Source organism: Nocardioides sp. zg-1308 (genome assembly GCF_013155375.1).
GTDB classification, from domain to species: Bacteria; Actinomycetota; Actinomycetes; order Propionibacteriales; family Nocardioidaceae; genus Nocardioides; species Nocardioides renjunii.
In genome coordinates, this window is sequence record NZ_JABJQY010000004.1 from 750,885 (window position 1) to 768,820 (window position 17,936).

The 17,936-nt window shown below is 73.5% G+C and carries 15 protein-coding genes; 6 read left to right on the top strand and 9 right to left on the bottom strand.

Translation table 11 applies throughout. The annotated features are described in order from the left end of the window. Positions 1-86 precede the first annotated feature (86 nt). From HN031_RS18315 to glnA, 4 genes are read right to left on the bottom strand one after another with little or no spacing between them, the layout of a single operon-like run. Positions 87-815 (bottom strand): hypothetical protein, encoded by a 729-nt coding sequence (locus HN031_RS18315; RefSeq protein WP_172273504.1) that lies wholly within the window; start codon positions 813-815, stop codon positions 87-89. A 16-nt stretch (positions 816-831) separates the two neighbouring features. Then, positions 832-1,479, bottom strand: a complete 648-nt coding sequence (locus HN031_RS18320) for a SatD family protein (RefSeq protein ID WP_253943495.1) — start codon at positions 1,477-1,479, stop codon at positions 832-834. A 43-nt stretch (positions 1,480-1,522) separates the two neighbouring features. Continuing rightward, positions 1,523-4,516: a bifunctional [glutamine synthetase] adenylyltransferase/[glutamine synthetase]-adenylyl-L-tyrosine phosphorylase gene (locus HN031_RS18325; protein WP_172273507.1), complete on the bottom strand. Its 2,994-nt coding sequence runs from the start codon at positions 4,514-4,516 to the stop codon at positions 1,523-1,525. A gap of 56 nt (positions 4,517-4,572) precedes the next feature. Continuing rightward, positions 4,573-5,919 (bottom strand): type I glutamate--ammonia ligase, encoded by a 1,347-nt coding sequence (gene glnA, locus HN031_RS18330; protein ID WP_172273510.1) that lies wholly within the window; start codon positions 5,917-5,919, stop codon positions 4,573-4,575. A gap of 123 nt (positions 5,920-6,042) precedes the next feature. On the opposite strand from glnA, the gene HN031_RS18335 reads away from it, so the two are divergent. After that, complete coding sequence (locus HN031_RS18335) at positions 6,043-7,446, top strand: M20 family metallopeptidase (RefSeq protein WP_172273513.1); 1,404 nt, start codon at positions 6,043-6,045, stop codon at positions 7,444-7,446. After that, positions 7,443-9,050 carry an AbgT family transporter gene (locus tag HN031_RS18340; RefSeq protein ID WP_172273516.1) on the top strand — a complete coding sequence of 536 codons (1,608 nt, stop codon included), beginning with the start codon at positions 7,443-7,445 and terminating at the stop codon, positions 9,048-9,050. The genes HN031_RS18335 and HN031_RS18340 overlap by 4 nt, the downstream gene beginning before the upstream one ends. Positions 9,051-9,183: 133 nt before the next feature. Here the strand turns inward: HN031_RS18340 and HN031_RS18345 are convergent, their stop codons facing one another. Together HN031_RS18345 and HN031_RS18350 are read right to left on the bottom strand one after the other, a co-directional pair. Further along, positions 9,184-9,804, bottom strand: coding sequence for a hypothetical protein (locus tag HN031_RS18345; RefSeq protein ID WP_172273519.1), 621 nt, complete (start codon positions 9,802-9,804; stop codon positions 9,184-9,186). 81 nt (positions 9,805-9,885) lie between these two features. Then, entirely contained in the window at positions 9,886-10,320 is a 435-nt protein-coding gene (locus HN031_RS18350; RefSeq protein WP_172273521.1) for a hypothetical protein, read from the bottom strand. 112 nt (positions 10,321-10,432) lie between these two features. On the opposite strand from HN031_RS18350, the gene HN031_RS18355 reads away from it, so the two are divergent. Both HN031_RS18355 and HN031_RS18360 read left to right on the top strand, forming a co-directional pair. Continuing rightward, positions 10,433-11,125 (top strand): response regulator transcription factor, encoded by a 693-nt coding sequence (locus HN031_RS18355; RefSeq protein ID WP_172273523.1) that lies wholly within the window; start codon positions 10,433-10,435, stop codon positions 11,123-11,125. Position 11,126: 1 nt separating this feature from the next. Next, entirely contained in the window at positions 11,127-12,425 is a 1,299-nt protein-coding gene (locus tag HN031_RS18360; protein ID WP_172273525.1) for a HAMP domain-containing sensor histidine kinase, read from the top strand. A 26-nt stretch (positions 12,426-12,451) separates the two neighbouring features. On the opposite strand, the gene HN031_RS18365 is transcribed toward HN031_RS18360, so the two are convergent. The 3 genes from HN031_RS18365 to HN031_RS18375 all read right to left on the bottom strand — a co-directional run bounded on the left by HN031_RS18365 (position 12,452) and on the right by HN031_RS18375 (position 15,707). Continuing rightward, complete coding sequence (locus tag HN031_RS18365; protein ID WP_172273527.1) at positions 12,452-12,838, bottom strand: hypothetical protein; 387 nt, start codon at positions 12,836-12,838, stop codon at positions 12,452-12,454. A gap of 63 nt (positions 12,839-12,901) precedes the next feature. Further along, positions 12,902-13,285 (bottom strand): hypothetical protein, encoded by a 384-nt coding sequence (locus HN031_RS18370; RefSeq protein ID WP_172273529.1) that lies wholly within the window; start codon positions 13,283-13,285, stop codon positions 12,902-12,904. Between the two features lie 379 nt (positions 13,286-13,664). Then, positions 13,665-15,707 carry an NAD(+) synthase gene (locus HN031_RS18375; RefSeq protein ID WP_172273531.1) on the bottom strand — a complete coding sequence of 681 codons (2,043 nt, stop codon included), beginning with the start codon at positions 15,705-15,707 and terminating at the stop codon, positions 13,665-13,667. Positions 15,708-15,805: 98 nt separating this feature from the next. Between HN031_RS18375 and HN031_RS18380 the strand changes: the two genes are divergently transcribed. After that, the gene (locus HN031_RS18380; protein WP_172273533.1) at positions 15,806-16,693 is read left to right on the top strand and encodes a GNAT family N-acetyltransferase; all 888 of its coding nucleotides are present in this window, start codon (positions 15,806-15,808) and stop codon (positions 16,691-16,693) included. Positions 16,694-16,750: 57 nt separating this feature from the next. Then, positions 16,751-17,935 (top strand): PQQ-dependent sugar dehydrogenase, encoded by a 1,185-nt coding sequence (locus tag HN031_RS18385; protein ID WP_172273536.1) that lies wholly within the window; start codon positions 16,751-16,753, stop codon positions 17,933-17,935. The last annotated feature ends 1 nt before the right edge of the window (position 17,936 follow it).

A 17,936-nucleotide genomic window follows, 5' to 3' on the forward strand; every position in this document is an offset into this window, starting at 1 on the left:
GGGCACTTCGTGCCCGTCATGCGGCAGGAAGTGCCCGGTCGGCGGGGCGGACGGGCAGGAAGTGCCCGGTCGGCAGAGGCTGACGCTCAGGAGAGCAGGACGAAGGACCCCAGCGCGACGAGCCAGGACACGAACGAGCCGAGCAGGAAGTACTCGGTCATCTGGTGGATGCGCTCCTGGTCGCGGCGCGAGGACAGCTCCGGGAAGCGCAGCAGTCCCTTGGCCGCCACGACCACGCTCGCGGCCGTCACCTGCCCGCCGAGCGCCAGCGCGAGGACGAACAGCCGCTCGAGGGGACCGAGGAGCCGGCCGCCCTTGAGCCGGGTGCGCGGCATGGTGCCGTCGGCGAGGGGGTGGATGGTCCCGGTCGACTTGAGCACCAGCCGCACCAGCACGTTGCCGGTGGACAGCTGGATGCCGAAGGCACCGAGCAGCAACAGGAAGCGGTCGGCCGAGAGCCCGTCGAGCGCGGGGAGCGCGACCGAGTCCAGCCACCGGTCGATCAACCCCGCGGACTCCGGCGCCAGGCCGGAGCAGGCGACGGCGACGGTGAGCGACAGCAGGAAGACCGCGAGCGGCAGCCAGGCCGAGCCGTGGCGGCCGAACCCCCACGTCACCGTCTGGCCCCAGACGAGCACCGCCGCGACCACCGCGAAGAGCGCCAGCACGTCGCGCGGTGAGGTGAGGCCGGCGAGCAGCCCCACCACGAGGGCGACCAGCGCACCGACGCACTCGGGGAGGTGGCGGACCTTGCGCACGGAGTGGGTGAGGTCGGTGACGGCGAAGCCGATCAGCAGCATCCCGAGCCAGCTCATCGTCGCCGTCCTCCTCTCACAGGTCCCGCAGCAGCTCGTCTGCCGCCAGGACCACGCCGATCCCCTCGGCGCGGACCCGCTGTGAGACCGCTGAGGGGCTGATGCCCAGCTCGTCGGCGATGTCCTGCTGCCGCTTCCCCCTCATCAGACCATCGAGCACCGACACCGACCGCTCCGACAGGCCGGTGACGACCTGGTCCCGTGCCATCAGGGCGGCGTTGACGAGGCCCGGCGAGGGGCCCGGCTCGTCGTCCGCCGCGACGTACGCCGTCCGCACCGCGCGCAGCGGGGCCTTGCGCTCGTACGACTCCACGGTCTCGATCGCGGCGCGTGCGGCCCACCAGCCGGGGCCGTCCTCCACGCGGGGCTCGGCCGAGAGGACGAGCACCCGTCCCGAGCCGATGCCCTGCCGCACGTCGACGTCGGGCAGCAGCGCCATCCGCAGCCGGAGGGTCGCCCCGATCGCGGCACCGAGGGTGTCGAAGATCCCCTGGAACTCGTCGCCGAGGCCGATGCGCAGCGGCACCGGCGGCGCGTACTCGGTGTTGAGGGCGTCGATCGCCCGCTCGAAGCGCGCGTGCACGGCGGCGCGGTCGGCGCGCAGACGCGAGCCCACGAGGTCGCCGATGACCGTCACTGAAGCCTCAGGGTTCATCGCTGCCATGTGAAGAACATACCTTATCTTCGGCCAGATGAAGCGGAGCGGTTCACTCCCAGAAGATCCGCTCCACCACGGCGTGGGCACGCCGCGTGGCCCGCAGGTAGTCGTTGACCATCTCGTCGGAGGAGCCGGGCGGGTAGCCGAGCACGCGGGCGACGGCGGCGCGCTCCCGCGCGTCGCGGGGAAGCTGGTCCGACGGCTTGCCCCGCACCAGCGTCACCGCGTTGCGCACCCGGCTGACCAGGCGCCAGGCCTCGGCCAGCGTCCCGGCGTCCTCCCCGGCGACCAGCCCCGCCTCCGCGGCGGCCGCCAGCGCCGGCAGCGTCTGCGGCGTCCGCAGCCCCTCGACCGTCCCGGCGTGGCGCATCTGGAGCAGCTGCACCGTCCACTCCACGTCGGCGAGGCCGCCGCGGCCCAGCTTGAGGTGCGTCTGGCGGTCGGCACCCCGGGGCAGGCGCTCGTCGTCGACGCGCGCCTTGATCCGGCGCACCTCGACCACGTCGGCCTCCGAGATGCCCTCGGCCGGGAACCGCAACGGGTCGATGAGCTCGGTGAAGCGCCGGCGCAGGCCTTCGTCGCCCGCCACCGGGTCCGCCCGCAGCAGGGCCTGGAACTCCCACACGTGCGACCACTTGGCGTAGTAGGCGGCGTACGACTCCACCGTGCGCACCATCGGCCCGTTCCGGCCCTCGGGGCGCAGGTCGGCGTCGACCTCCAGCGGCGGGTCGCTGGCCGGCAGCGACAGCAGCCTGCGCAGCTCGGAGACGACCGCCTGCGCGAACGACGTGGCGACCTGCGCCTCCACGCCGGCGACCGGCTCGTGCACGAACATGACGTCGGCGTCGCTGCCGTAGGACAGCTCGAAGCCGCCGTAGCGCCCCATCGCCACGACCGCGATCCGGGTCGGCGCGGCCTCCAGCCCGCGCTGGCGGCGCACCGACTCGGTCGCGACGTCGAGGGTGGCCTGCAGCGTCGCGTCGGTCAGCCGGCTCAGGCCCCGCCCCACCACCGCCACGTCGGTGCCGGCGAGGAGCTCCCCGCTGGCGATGCGCAGCAGCTCGCGACGGCGTACGGCCCGCACGGCGCCGACCGCCGCCTCCGCGGACCCGGCGCGCTCGACGAGAGCCTGCATCTCCGTGAGGGCCGCCTCGGCGCTCAGCGGCTCGAGCGACTCCCCGAGCATCTTCACGCCCTGCGGCTCGCGCTCCAGCAGGTCGGTGGCGTAGCGCGACGTGCCGAGCAGGTGGGCGAGGCGCTGCGCGACCTCGCCCTCGTCGCGAAGCATCGTGAGGTACCACGGCGAGCGGCCGAGGCTCTCGCTGATGCGCCGGAAGCCGAACAGCCCGGCGTCGGGGTCGGGCGAGTCGGCGAACCACTCGAGCAGCACCGGCAGTAGGGTCCGCTGGATGTCAGAGGTGCGGGACACCCCGCTGGTGAGCGCCTCGAGGTGGCGCAGCGCCGCCCGCGGGTCGGCGTACCCGAGCGCGGAGAGCCGGGCCCCGGCCGCCTCCAGCGAGAGGCGCGCCTCGGTGCCGGGCAGCTTGGCGACGGCACCGAGCAGCGGCCGGTAGAACAGCTTCTCGTGCAGCCGGCGGACCTCGCGGCGGTGGTAGCGCCACAGCTTGTCGAGCTGGACGGCCGGCTCGGAGAACAGCCCGAGGGACCGGCCGAGCCGACGCAGCGACGCCTCGTCGTCGGGCAGCACGTGGGTGCGCCGGAGCTGGTGCAGCTGGATCCGGTGCTCCAGCGTGCGGAGGAAGGAGTAGGCCTCGTGGAGCCTCTCGCCGTCCTCACGGCCGACGTAGCCGCCCTCGGTGAGCCGGGTCAGCGCGCTGAGGGTGGCGCCCTCCCGCAGCGACGGGTCGGCCCGGCCGTGGACGAGCTGCAGCAGCTGCACGGCGAACTCGACGTCGCGCAGGCCGCCGGAGCCGAGCTTGAGCTGGCGCTCGGCCTCGTGGGCGGGGATGTGGTCGACGACGCGGCGGCGCATCGCCTGCACCTCGGTGACGAACCCGTCGCGCTCGGCGGCGCGCCACACCAACGGCTCGATGACCTCGAGGTAGGCCTGCCCCAGCGCGACGTCGCCGGCGACCGGACGCGCCTTGAGCAGGGCCTGGAACTCCCAGGTCTTGGCCCACTTCTCGTAGTAGCCGCGGTGGCTCGCGAGGGTCCGCACGAGCGGGCCCTGGCTGCCCTCCGGACGCAGGTTGGCGTCCACCGGCCAGATGGTGCCCTCGCGAGTGTGGTCGGAGCAGATCCGCATCAGGTGCGAGGCCAGCTGGGTCCCGGCCCGCAGCGCGACGCCCTCGTCGGCCCGCTCCCCCGTCCCCAGCTCGGCCGGCTCGTGGACGAAGACCACGTCCACGTCGGAGATGTAGTTGAGCTCGTGGCCCCCGCACTTGCCCATCGCGACCACGGCGAGCCGTACGTCGTGCGCGGTCTCGCCGACCCGCGCCCGCGCGACCGCCAGGGCCGCCTCGAGGGTCGCCGCGGCCAGGTCGGAGATCTCGGCCGCCGCGTCGTCGATGCCCACGTGGTGGGCCAGGTCGCGGGAGGCCAGCCGCAGCAGGACCCGGCGGTACTCCACCCGCAGGACGTCGACGGCCTCCGCGTCCGGCAGGGCGGCGACCGGCTCGGTGGCCCGCGGGTCGGCGCCGACGGCGGCCAGCATCGCCTCGCGGACGGCGTACGCCGCCGGGCGGGTGGTGCCGAGCGTCGGATCGGTGAGCTCACGCCAGTGCCCCGGGTGGCGCACCAGGTGCTGGGTCAGGGCGGCGCTGGCGCCCAGGACGCAGCACAGCCGCATCGCGGTGCCCTCGTCGTCGGCGACCTCGGCGAGCATCGCGGCGCCCGCGCCCTCGTCGGCCTCGTCCAGCGCGTCGGCGAGCCGGAGCAGCCCGTCGAGCGCGGCGTCCGGGTCCGCGGTCGCCGCGAGCTTGTCGGTGAGCGGCTTGCCGGCGGCGCCGAGGCGCTCGATGCCCCGCGCGGCGGCGGCGCCGTCGACGAAGCCGAGGCGGACGTACGTCCCGGGCGAGCTCACCACCGGTCCACCACCCGACACGCCACCCGACCCGCCGCTCTGCTCCGCACCGGGGCTCAGAGGACCGGGAGCATCCGGTCGCGCTCGTAGGCGGAGACCTGTGTGCGGTACTCCTCCCACTCGGCGCGCTTGTTGCGCAGGAAGTAGTCGAAGACGTGCTCGCCGAGCGTCTCCGCGAGCAGCTCGGAGCTCTCGGCCACGTCGATGGCGTCCGACAGGCTCTTGGGCAGCGGTGCGATGCCGAGCGCCTTGCGCTCGCGCTCGGTCAGCGACCACACGTCGTCCTCGGCCTCGCGCGGCAGCTCGTAGCCCTCCTCGATCCCCCGCATGCCGGCCGCCAGGACGACCGCGAAGGCGAGGTAGGGGTTGCACGCAGGGTCGACCGTGCGCAGCTCGATGCGCGTCGACTGGCCCTTGTTGGGCTTGTACATCGGCACGCGGATCATCGCCGAGCGGTTGTTGTGGCCCCAGCAGATCGACGAGGGGGCCTCGCCGCCGCCGAGCAGGCGCTTGTAGGAGTTCACCCACTGGTTGGTGACCACGCTGATCTCGCTCGCGTGGCGCAGGATCCCGGCGATGAACTGCCGGCCCGTCTTCGACAGCTGGTACTGCGCACCGGCCTCGAAGAAGGCGTTGCGGTCGCCCTCGAAGAGCGACACGTGCGTGTGCATGCCCGACCCGGGGTGCGTGGTGAACGGCTTGGGCATGAAGGAGGCCCAGATGTCCTGGCCCAGCGCGACCTCACGGATCACGGTGCGGAAGGTCATGATGTTGTCGGCGGTCGTCAGCGCGTCGGCGTAGCGCAGGTCGATCTCCTGCTGGCCGGGTCCGCCCTCGTGGTGGCTGAACTCCACCGAGATGCCCATCGCCTCGAGCATCGTGATCGCCTCGCGGCGGAAGTCCGCGCCCCGCGACTGGGCGGTGTGGTCGAAGAAGCCGCTGCGGTCGACCGGCTCGGGCTCGTCGCCCTTCCCGGGCGCGTTCTTGAACAGGTAGAACTCGATCTCGGGGTGCGTGTAGAACGTGAACCCCTGGTCGGCCGCCCGGCCCAGCGTGCGCTTGAGGACGTGGCGCGGGTCGGCGTACGACGGGCTGCCGTCGGGCATCACGATGTCGCAGAACATCCGGGCCGTCGCCGGGCCGCCGTCGTCCCCCGTGCGCCAGGGCAGGATCTGGAACGTCGAGGCGTCGGGGTGCGCGAGCATGTCGGACTCGTAGACGCGGGCGAAGCCCTCGATGGCCGAGCCGTCGAACCCGATGCCCTCCTCGAAGGCGTTCTCGAGCTCGGCCGGCGCCACGCTCACGCTCTTGAGGAAGCCGAGCACGTCGGTGAACCACAGCCGGACGAACCGGACGTCACGCTCCTCGAGCGCGCGGAGTACGAAGTCCTCTTGCTTGCCCATGGCTGCAGCCTAGGGGGACGGCCGGTGCCCCACGCGCGGCAGGCCGAGGAGCGGTCGGTGCTAGCGTCGCGAGACCAGCCGCCCGACTCGGGCCCGCTCACCACGGGAAAGGGACGCTGCTCGATGAGCCACCCCCAGGACCAGTCCGACCCCCACTCCGGCGCCACTCGCCGCGACCTCTCCACGCCGACGGTCCCCGACGACTTCCTCGTCGCCCACCTCGCCGAGGAGACCCGGCGCCGCGCCCGATCGGCCCACGCCCCGGGGGCCACCACCGCTGGCGCCGACCCCGACCTGCTCGCGGCGCTCCGCGACGCCGTCGACGACCTGGGACCGGTGCTGCTGGCGGCCAGCCACGACCTCTCCGAGCACCCCGAGGTGTCGTTCGAGGAGCACCGCTCGGCCGCCGCGCTGGCCGACCTCGTCGAGGGCCGCGGCATCGAGGTGGTGCGCGAGGCGCACGGGCTGCCGACCGCGCTCCGGGCGGAGACCGGCGACCCCGGAGGGCCGACGATCGCTGTGCTGTCGGAGTACGACGCGCTGCCGGGCATCGGCCACGGGTGCGGGCACAACGTCATCGCCACCGCCGGGCTGGGCGCGTTCCTGGCCCTCGCCGCGGTCGGCGACCGGCTGCCGGGGCGCGTCGTCTGGCTCGGCACGCCCGCCGAGGAGGGCGGCGGCGGCAAGGAGATCATGGCCGGCCACGGCGCCTTCGACGGTGTCGACGCGGCGCTGATGGTGCACCCCTTCACCTACGACATCGCCGACCCGCTCTTCCTGGGCCGCCGCCAGCTGCGGGCCACCTTCACCGGCGTCACGTCCCACGCCTCCGCCCAGCCCTTCATGGGCCGCAACGCGCTCGACGCGGTGAACCTGATGTACACCGGCGTCGGGCTGCACCGCCAGCAGATGCCGCCCACCGACCGGGTGCACGGCGTGGTGACCGCGGGCGGCGAGCGGCCCAACGTCATCCCCGAGCACGCCGAGATGCTCTTCTACCTCCGCAGCGAGCACCCGGAGGGCCTGGCCGTGCTCAGCGACCGCCTCGCCGACATCGCCCGCGGCGCGGCGCTGATGACCGGCTGCGGCGTCACGCTGGCATGGGACGAGGCGCCGGCCTACCTGCCCGTGCGCGGCAACGGCCCCCTGGCCGCCGCGTGGACGACCCGCTACGGCGAGCGGGGACGTACGGTCCTGCCGCCGGAGGTGGTGCCGCGGATGTTCGCCGGGTCCACCGACTTCGGCAACGTCTCCTACCGCATGCCCGGTGTGCACGCGATGGTCCGGATCACCGACGCGGACCTGTCGCTGCACACCCGCGAGTTCGCCGAGGCCGCGGTCAGCGCCGAGGCCGACCAGGTGGTGCTCGACTCGGCGTGGGCGCTCGCCGCCGTCAGCGCCGACTGGCTGAGCGACCCCGAGCTGCGCCGCACCGCCGCGGACGACTTCGAGGCGGCCGGCGGGCCGGTCGACGTCCCGTCCTACTTCGGCCCCACCTCGGCCGCACCCGCAGGGGGTGAGCGATGACCACCACGACGATGTCGCGCACGGACCGGGCCCTCGCCGCCGTCGAGCGGGTCGGCAACCGGCTGCCGGACCCGTTCCTGCTGTTCCTCGGCCTCTTCCTGGTGGTGGGGGTCATCTCGACCGTCCTGCAGCTCGCGGGCACCGCGGTGACCATCCCGGGCACCGACGAGGAGACCGCGGTGCGCGGGCTCTTCACCGGTGAGGGGCTGGCCTGGCTCACGGTCAACCTCGGTGCCAACTTCATCGGCTTCCCGCCGCTCGTCACCGTCGTGACGATCCTGCTGGCGGTCACGGTGGCCGAGCGCTCGGGCCTGCTGTCGGCCGCGATCCGCGCGAGCCTCGGGTCCGCGCCGCGGTGGCTGCTGCCCTACGCCGTCGGGTTCGTCGGGGTGAGCGCGTCGGTGATGGCCGACGCCGCCTTCATCGTCGTGCCGCCCCTGGCCGCGATGGTCTTCAAGGCCGCCGGCCGGCACCCGCTCGCCGGCCTGGTGGGCGGCTTCGCCGCGGTCGGCGCCGGCTACTCCACCTCGGTCGTGGTGACCAGCCTCGACGCCCTCTTCGCCGGCATCACCAACGCGGTGACGGAAGGCCTGCCGGACGCGGGCGCGACGGTCACCCCGGTCTCCAACCTCTACTTCAACATCGTCTCCGCGCTCGTGCTCGCACTGGTCGCCGGCATCGTGATCGACCGGCTCGTCGAGCCCCGGCTGGTGCGCGAGGGCGCCCCCACCGACATGGTGGCGGCCGAGGACGAGGCGACCCTCGAGCCGGGCACTGCGGAGGACGAGGACGTGGCCCCGGCCCTGCGGGCCGCGCCCACCGATCTCTCCCCCGACCTCGAGCCCGCCGAGCGGCGCGGCCTGCGCATCGCCGGACTGGTCTTCCTCGCGTTGTCGGCCCTGATCCTGGCCGCGGTCCTGCCGGGGGGCTCGCCGTGGCGCAACGAGGACGGCAACTTCCTGCCGGAGTCACCGCTGCTCGACTCGACCGTCTTCGTCGTGTTCGTGCTGTTCCTGGGACCGGCCCTGGCGTACGGCTTCGTGAGCGGCTCGCTGCGCCGTGCCGCCGACGTGCCGAAGGTGATGGCCCTCGGCATCAAGGACATGGCGGCGTTCATCGTCCTGGCCTTCATGCTCGGCCAGTTCATCGCCCTCTTCAACTGGAGCAACGTCGGCTCCGCGCTCGCCGTCACCGGCGCCAACGGGCTGGAGTCGATCGGCCTCACGGGCTACCCCGCGATCATCGGCTTCATCCTGCTGGCCTCGGTGCTCAACCTGTTCATCGTCAGCGGCTCGTCGATGTGGACGCTGATGGGGGCCGTGTTCGTGCCCCTCTTCGCGCTCCTCGGCTACGAGCCGGGCTTCGTGCAGGCGGCGTTCCGGGTGGGCGACTCCGCCACGCAGGTCATCACGCCGATGAACCCCTACATCTGGATCTTCCTGGTGATGCTCAAGCGCTACGAGCCCGAGGCGGGGCTCGGCACCGTCATCTCCCGGATGATCCCGTTCGTGGTGCCGTTCTGGATCTCCTGGGTGGCGGTCCTGACGGTCTTCTACCTCACCGGCGCCGACGTCGGGCCCGGTGTGGGGATCCGCATCGAGTGACGCCCTGCCCGGTGAGCGTCCATCACGGGATGGCGCCGGATGGGCACGTCCCTCGGTCAGTCGACCCAGGGAGGTGCCCATCGGCCCGCATACCGTGGTGGAGCAGCGCCGGCGGGAGTCGTACGACCGTCGGTCACCGGCAGATGTTGACGTCCTGCGAGCCGAGCACGCCGTCGACGACCTCGCGCATCTCGCCGATCCAGCTCTCGGTGGTGGGCACGAACGCGATGCTGCCCGGGACGCGCTTCCGCGCGCCGTCCACCTCGACCTCCTCGACGACGAGCGGGACCGTCACGTCAGGACGGCGTACGCCCTCCCAGCACGCGGACGCCCGACGCTTCTTCACCGCCTCCTCGAGGGTGACGGCGTCGCCGACGCGCTCGCCGTCGTAGCGGAAGGCCACGGTGGTGCGATAGCCGGTGAAGCCCTCCCACGGCGCCTTCACCGCCACCGACATCCCCCAGGTGCGCTTGGTGGGGATGTCGAAGGTGACGGACCCGTCGCGGACCGTGCGCGTCCGTGAGCTCCAGACGTGCACGACGTCGGCGTCGAGGGTGCTGCGGGCGTTGCTGAGCTGGATCTCGCAGCCCTCGCAGTCGTCGACGGTGAAGGTCAGCTGGGTGCGCGCCGCGGCGGCCCGCTGGTCCGACCGGGCGGACTCGGCGGGGCCTGCGGTCGCGGCGGTCGGCAGGGTGGTGGCGAGGAGGGCGACGGCCGTGAGGGCCGTGCCGATCAGGGTGGTGCGGATGGTCATCTCTCTGCTTCCGTTCGGGATGGTGTCCCCCTCAGGACGCCACACCGCGCGGCGAGGTTGCACCTGATTTTCGTGTACGGCTCAGTCGTCGGCGCCGAGGGTGTTGCGCTCGAGCTCGGCGAGCGTGGGCCGACCCCGGTTGCAGAACACCTCGAGGTCCACCGACCGGCTACCGTCGCTGAAGACCGCGTCCACGTCGTCGTCCGGGCCCTTCTCCCAGCTGACGACGTCCCACCCGGCCGCCTCGTCGGGACGGACGCCGACGCCGTACGCCCAGGTGTCGCGGCACTCGACGACGAAGGCGCCCCACTCACCGGCGATCTCGTCGCGGACCCGCGGCGCCCCCGCGGGCGGCGAGGACGGCGGCGCGACGGAGTCGTCGCGCATCACCTCGTCGCCCACCGGCCCGCGGTCGCGGATGGTCGCGCCGACGGTCGACACCGCGAGGACGCCGACGAGCACGGCGACGGTGGTCGTGACGGCCCACAGGCCCACGAGCAGCATCCGACGTCTCACCGGTCCATCGTGCCCGCTGCGAGGTCAGCGCGAGGTGAGGCGCCGGTTAAGGGAGCGCTAAGGCCCGTGCCGGAGGGGTGGCGCGGACCCGGTCGGGCGGTACGGTCGCGGCGTGGCGGAGGTGCTGATCATCGAGGACGACGACCGGATCCGGCCGTTGCTGGTGCGGGGCCTGCGCGACTGCGGCCACACCGTGACCTCCGCGCCCACCGGCATGACGGGCCTCCAGCTCGCGGTCGACAGCAGCCCCGACCTGGTGGTGCTCGACCTCGGGTTGCCCGACGTCGACGGCACCCAGGTCCTGTCCATGCTCAGGGCCGTCAGCGCCGTGCCGGTCATCATCGCCAGCGCCAGGGCCGACGACCCGTCGCTCGTGGGCGCGCTGGACGCGGGCGCCGACGACTACGTCGTCAAGCCGTTCACCAGCGCGCAGCTCGACGCCCGCATCCGAGCCGTCCTGCGGCGCGTGGAGTCCGGACGCCGGCGACCGACGAGCATCACCGTCGGCGGCCTGTCCGTCGACCTCGCCGGGCGGCGCGTCCACCTCGACGGACAGGAGGTCGACCTCACCCCGCGCGAGTTCGACCTGCTCGCCCACCTGGCGGAGCGCCCCGGCGAGGTGGTGACCAAGCGCGACCTCCTCGTCGAGGTGTGGCGCCAGCCGTGGGGCGGGTCCGACAAGACCGTCGACGTCCACCTGTCGTGGCTGCGCCGCAAGCTCGGCGAGACGGCGGCGGCACCGCGCTACCTGACCACGGTGCGCGGGGTCGGCGTACGCCTCGCCGCCCCCGACGAGGACGGCTGAGGTGCGCCGCAGCCTCCTCGTCACCGCCGCCGCGGCGATCTCGATGGTGCTGCTCGCCATGCTCGTGCCGATGGCGATCCTGGTCCGCAGCTATGCCCTCGAGGACCGGCTCGCGCGGGCCGCGCTGGAGGTGCAGGCGGTCGAGACGGTCGTGTCGGGCCAGGACGAGGGCATCGTCGGGCAGTACGTCGACAAGCTCAACCGCGACGACGAGGACCGCCAGGTCACGGTGCTCTACCCCGACGGCGTGGGCATCGGCCCGGACCCGTCCGAGGACGACAAGGTCCTCGACGCCCGCAACACCGGCCGCGCCCGGGTGGACGACGTCGCCGGCGGCTCGCAGATCCTCGTGCCGGTGTCGCGCGGCGGCAACTCGGCCCTCCCCTCGCTGACCCCGGTCATCCGGGTGGTCGTCGCCGAGCCCGGCCTCACGTCCGTCGTCGGCCTCGCATGGGGCCTCCTGGCGGTCCTCGGCCTGACGCTGCTCGCCGGCTCCCTGGTCGTCGTGGACCGGCTCGGTCGGTCGTTCGTGCAGCCCATCCGCCGCCTCGCCGACCACACCCAGACGCTGGGCCGCTCGGGCGCCGTCCAGCCGCTCGCCTCGGTCGAGGGCCCGGCCGAGGTGCGCGAGCTCGCGGGCGCGGTCGACCGGCTGGTCGGCCGGATCCAGCTGCTCCTGGCCCGTGAGCGGGAGAACGTGGCAGACCTCTCCCACCGGCTCCGCACCCCGGTGACGGCGCTGCGGCTGCGGGTGGAGACGGTCGCCGACGACGACCTGCGCGAGCGCCTCGGGTCGGACCTCGACTCGCTCCAGGCCACCGTCGACGAGATCGTCCGCGAGGCCCGGCGCTCCGAGCGCGAGGGGCTCGACCCGCGCACCGACGCGGTCGCGGTGGTCACCGAGCGCGTACGCCACTGGGAACCGCTGGCCGAGGACCAGGGCCGTCCCTGGACGACCGACCTCGCCACCTCGGGACCGCTGCTGCGGGCCAGCCGCGCCGACCTGGAGGCGCTGGTCGACGTGCTGCTCGACAACGTCTTCTCCCACACGCCCGACGACGCCGCCGTACGCATCACGCTGGCCGCGTCGGACGACGGGCTCGAGCTGGTCGTGGACGATGCCGGCCCCGGCCTGCCCGCCGGGCTCGACGTCACCGGGCGCGGGGAGAGCGGCGCGGGCTCGACCGGCCTGGGGCTCTCGATCGCCGCCCGCACCGCCGAGGACTCGGGTGGCGCCCTCGGCGCCGGTGCCTCCGACATGGGCGGAGCCCGGGTCGCCGTCACGTTGCGGACGGCCTGACCCAGGCTCCGGCCCGTCGGGGCGGCTCAGCGGAGGGTGACCTTGACCGAGCACGTCGAGCCACCGGTCGGGGTGACCGACAGCGTGAACGTGTCCGAGCCCGCGGTGTTGCGACGGAAGGTGTCGAGGTCGAGGTCGAGCTCGCCCTCGTCGTCCGCCGTCAGCACCCGGGACGTCGCGACCTTGCCGTCGTGGCGGATCGCCACCCGCCACTCGCTGCCCGCACGGGCGCGGTCGATGTCGGCGTCGACCTCGAAGCCACCGCGCTCGCGGTCGACGTTGAGCTCGAACGTCGCGCCGGCGCAGGTGCCGCGGCGCTCCACGTCGGCGCTGGCGGGGGCGGCGACCAGGACGGTGGTGCCTGCTGCTGCGGTGGCGGCCAGGGCGGCGCCGGCGATCAGGGTCTTGTTCATGGCTGTTCTCCTCGGGTGGGGTGGATCTGGGGTGGGTGGAGCTGGGGTCAGTGCTCAGGCAGCTCAGGCGCCGAGGGTGGCCGTGCAGGCCTCGCCCTCGGCGGGGGTGAAGGTGACGGTCCAGGTGGCGTCGCCGGGGGTGCCCGAGCTGTAGGCGTCGACGTCGATCTCGCCGTCCTCGTCCGTGGTGCGGGAGCCGGCCAGCAGCGACGCGTCGTCGCGGGACAGCTCGATGTCCCACTCCTCGCCGGGGCCGGCGGACTGCAGCTCGGCGCTCACCTCGGTGCCGTCGTCCTCGGCCTCGGCGCTGAGCTCCCAGGTGGCGCCGCCGCACGTGCCGCGCTCCGACGTCTGGGCCTCGACCTGGCTGTCGACCGCCCACCAGGCTCCGAGACCGACCACGACCGCTGCTGCGGCCGCACCGCCGATGACTGCCTTCTTCTGCACGATTCCTCCTCCTCGTCCGACGCCGCTCGGCGTCATGACAGGAAGGCTCGTGCAGGAGCGGCTAACCCCGCTCCAGCCCGGTGCTAAGGGCACGCAAAGGCTGCTGGAGCGGTGGGTGAGGCAGGTTCTGCGGGCAGGAAAGCAGCGTCACTCACCGCCGGTGCGGCGTACGACCTCCGAGCGGTGAGTGAGGCAGGTTCTGCGGGCAAGAAAGCTGCGTCACTCACCGGCGGTGCGGCGCACGACCTCCGGAGCGGTGAGTGAGGCAGGTTCTGCGTGCAAGAAAACTGCGTCACTCACCGCCGGTGCGGCGTACGACCTCCGAGCGGTGGGTGAGCCACCTTTCGGGCGGCGAGAAGGTGACTCCCGCACCGCTGCGTCAGGCGACCGGCACGTCCCGCTCGATCTCGGCCAGCCACGCGGTGCCCTTGGCGTCGCTGGGCATCCGCCAGTCGCCGCGCGGGCTCATCGTGCCGCTCGGGCTGACCTTCGGGCCGTTGGGCAGCGCCGACCGCTTGAACTGGTTGGCGAAGAAGCGCTTGACGAAGACCTCGAGCCAGCTGCGGATGTCCTCGAGCTGGTAGGCGACCCGCGCGTCGGCCGGGAAGCCGGGCGGCCACTCCCCCGCGTCGATGTCCTTCCACGCGTGCCAGGCGAGGAAGGCGATCTTGCGGGGGCGGAAGCCGTGGCGCACGACGAGCGCGAGCGTGAAGTCCTGCAGGTTGTAGGGGCCGACCGAGTCCTCGGTCGCCTGCGGCTTCTTGCCCTCCTCGATCGGGATGAGCTCGGGCGTGATCTCCTGCGCCAGGATCTCGCGCAGCACCTCGTTGGTCTCGGCGCCGAACTCCCCGTGGCTGATCACCCAGCGGATCAGGTGCTGCACCAGGGTCTTGGGGACCCCCGCGTTGACCGTGTAGTGCGACATCTGGTCGCCCACGCCGTACGTGCACCAGCCGAGGGCGAGCTCGGAGAGGTCACCGGTGCCGACGACGATGCCGCCGCGCTGGTTGGCCAGGCGGAAGAGGTAGTCGTAGCGGAGCCCGGCCTGCACGTTCTCGAAGGTGACGTCGTAGAGCTTCTCGCCGCGGGAGTACGCGTGGCCGAGGTCGGCCAGCATCTGCTCGGCCGCCGGGCGGATGTCGATCTCCTCGAAGGTCACGCCGAGCGCCTCGGAGAGCCGGGTGGCGTACGCCTTGGTGGTCGACCCGGTCGCGAAGCCCGGCATGGTGAACGCGAGCACGTCGCTGCGCGGGCGTCCGAGCCGGTCCATCGCCTTGCACGCCACGATCAGCGCGTGGGTGGAGTCGAGGCCGCCGCTGACGCCGATGACGGCCTGGGGCGAGCCGATGGAGCTCAGCCGCTGCTCGAGGCCGGACACCTGGATGTTGTAGGCCTCGTAGCAGTCGAGCGCGAGGCGCTCGGGGTCGTCGGGGACGAAGGGATAGCGGTCCACCTTGCGCAGCAGCCCGATGTCGCCGGCCGGCGGGTCGAGCTCCCACTCGACGTCGCGGAAGCGCTGGACGCGCTCGGCGTGCGTGCGCCGGTTGTCGTCGAACGTGACCTGCCGCAGCCGCTCCTGGCGCACGAGGTCGAGGTCGACGTCGACCACGGTGCGGCGCGGCCCGTCGGGGAAGCGTTCGCTCTCGCCGAGCAGCGAGCCGCACTCGTAGACCATCGTCTGGCCGTCCCAGCTGAGGTCGGTGGTGGACTCGCCCTGGCCCGCCGCGGCATAGACGTACGCCGCCGCGCACCGCGAGCTGGCACTGCGCACCAGCAGCCGACGGTCCTCGGCGCGGGCGACCGTGATCGGCGACCCGCTCAGGTTGACCAGCACCGTCGCGCCGGCGAGCGCGGCCTCGGCGCTGGGCGGCACGGGCACCCACAGGTCCTCGCAGACCTCGACGTGCAGGTCGAGGCCCGGCACGTCGAGGCACCGGAAGATCAGGTCCGGGCCGAAGCGCACGTCCTGGCCGGCGACGGTGATCCACTCGAGCTCGCGGTCGTCGCCGGGGGCGAACCAGCGGCGCTCGTAGAACTCGCGGTAGTTGGGGAGGTAGGACTTCGGGGCGACGCCCAGGACGGACCCGCGGTGCACGACCACCGCGCAGTTGTAGACGCGGTTGCCCTGCACGAGCGGCGCACCGACGACGAGGGCGGTCATCAGGTCGGCACTGGCCTCCACGATCTCGGCAATCGCCTCCTGCACCGCCTCGAGCAGCGTGTCCTGGAGGAAGAGGTCGTCGACGGAGTAGCCGGTCAGGCACAGCTCGGGGAACACCGCGACGGCGACGTGGTCGTCGTGGCAGGCGCGGGCCTGCTCGATGACGGCGGCGGCGTTGGCGGCGGGATTGGCGAGGTGCACCGGCAGGGTCACGGCGGCGATGCGGGCGAAGCCCTGCGCGTAGGCGGAGTAGAAGTCCACGTCCTCACTCTAGGGAACGGCGCGGACACGGCGGTCCGGCGACCCGGGTCGCGGAAAACCTCGCGACGGGCCGCGGGGCGCGCGCCTACCGTGCAGGGATGCCCGAGCTCGAGATCACCCGCTGCGTCAGCGACGCCGACCACGAGGCGTGGCGACAGGTCCGCATCGCGGTCCTGCCCTACGAGCGCACGCAGTCCCTCGCCGAGCTGCGGGAGGGCGACACCCCGGACCGGCTCCTGCTCCTCGCCCGGGTCGACGGTGTGGTGGTCGGCCACGGCCTCGCGCAGCGCTCGGACCTCGCCGGCGGTGGCTCGGTGATCCCGCGCGTGCTCGAGGCCCATCGCCGTCAAGGCATCGGTACGGCGCTGCTCGAGCGGCTCACCCAGCACGTCGCCGACCTGGGCCTGCCCGTGCTCCGCGCCGGGGCCGATGACGACGGTGCGCTCGCCTTCGCGCACCGCTTCGGGTTCGAGGAGGTCAACCGTGAGGTCGAGCAGACCTACCGCATCGCCGGGCCCGTCCTGCAGGCTCCCGCCCCGGACGGCGTCGAGGTGGTGACGGCGCAGGAGCGACCCGGGCTGTGGGAGGCGTCGTACGAGCGGTTCGGACTCGAGGCGCTGTCCGACTTCGCCGTGGACACACCCCTCGACGTCAGCCCGGAGCGCTGGGCACGCGACTGGCTGGCCGACCCGATGTTCCTCGCGCTCGACGACGGGGAGGTCGTGGGCTGCGCGGGCCTGGGCCGCGACCCCGACCAGCCGACCCGGGCCGAGAACGGGCTCACGGCCGTGCGCCGGGACTGGCGAGGGCGCGGCCTGGCGGTCCACCTCAAGCTGCGGGCCCTGGCGTGGGCGGCCGAGCACGGGATCGACGAGGTCTACACCTGGACCCAGGACGGCAACGCCGCGATGCGCGCCCTCAACACCCGCCTCGGCTACGCCACGACCCGGGTGGGCGTGCAGCTCGCCCGACCAGTGTCCGGGTAGTCCCGTCCACCCCTCCGATCATTCCCATCGGGCGCGGGCCCCAGTAGCGTCCCGGACGTGCGCACCCCTCTTCGCACCACCTCGCTGTCCGTGTCCGTCGCCGCCCTCGCCGTCGGCCTGCTCACCGGCCCGCCGCCCTCGGGCGCCGACCCGGGTCCGACCCGGCCCACGGCCGTGCAGGCGGCACCGGACCGTCCGCTCGCCCGGGCACCTCGGCTCCGCGTGCGCACCGTCGCCCGCGGTCTCGAGCACCCCTGGGACGTCCAGCAGGCGACCGGCGGGCGGGTGCTCGTCTCCGAGCGCGACCGCGCCCGGATCAGCGTCGTACGCGACGGCCAGCGGCGCACCCTGGCTGACCTCTCGCGCCTCGTGTGGGTCTCCGGGGAGACGGGGCTGCTGTCGCTGGCCGTCGACGCCGGCTCCCGGACCGTCTGGGCCTGCCACGGCGCGAGGTCCGGCGGACGCAACGAGGTCCGGGTGACGCGCTGGCGAGCCGACGCGGCCTGGCGCCGGCTGTCGCAGCGCCGGGTCGTGCTCGCCGGCCTCCCGGCGAGCAGCGGCCGCCACGGCGGCTGCCGTCTCCTGCTCGAGCGCGAGGGCGACGGCCTCCTCGTCGGCACCGGCGACGCCGCCGTGAGCACGAACCCGCGCGACCTGGACTCGCTGGGCGGCAAGGTGCTGCGCGTGCACCGTCGTACGGGTGCGCCGATGGCCGACAACCCCTTCGCCTCGGCCGTGTCGCCCCGCCGCTTCGTGTGGACCTACGGCCACCGCAACGTGCAGGGGCTCGCGCAGCGCGACGACGGCTCGCTGTGGTCGGTCGAGCACGGCAGCTACCGCGACGACGAGGTCAACCTGCTCGTCGCCGGCGGCGACTACGGCTGGAACCCGGGACCGGGCTACGACGAGTCCGTCCCGATGACCGACCAGTCGCTGCCCGGTGTGCAGCAGGAGGCGGCCTGGTCCTCCGGTGACCCGACCATCGCGACGTCCGGCGCGGCCTGGGTCCGCGGCGCCCAGTGGGGCCCGCTCGAGGGCACGCTCGCGGTGGCCGCGCTCAAGGGCTCGGAGGTGCTCTTCATGCGGTTCGACGCCACCGGCGAGCTCGTCTCCGTGGTCCGGCCCGCGCGGTTGGCCCGCCTGGGCCGGCTGCGCTCGGTCACGTCCACGCGCGACGGCGACCTCCTCCTCACCACCGACAACGGCACCGGCGACCGGGTGCTGAGGGTGTCGCCGCGCTGAC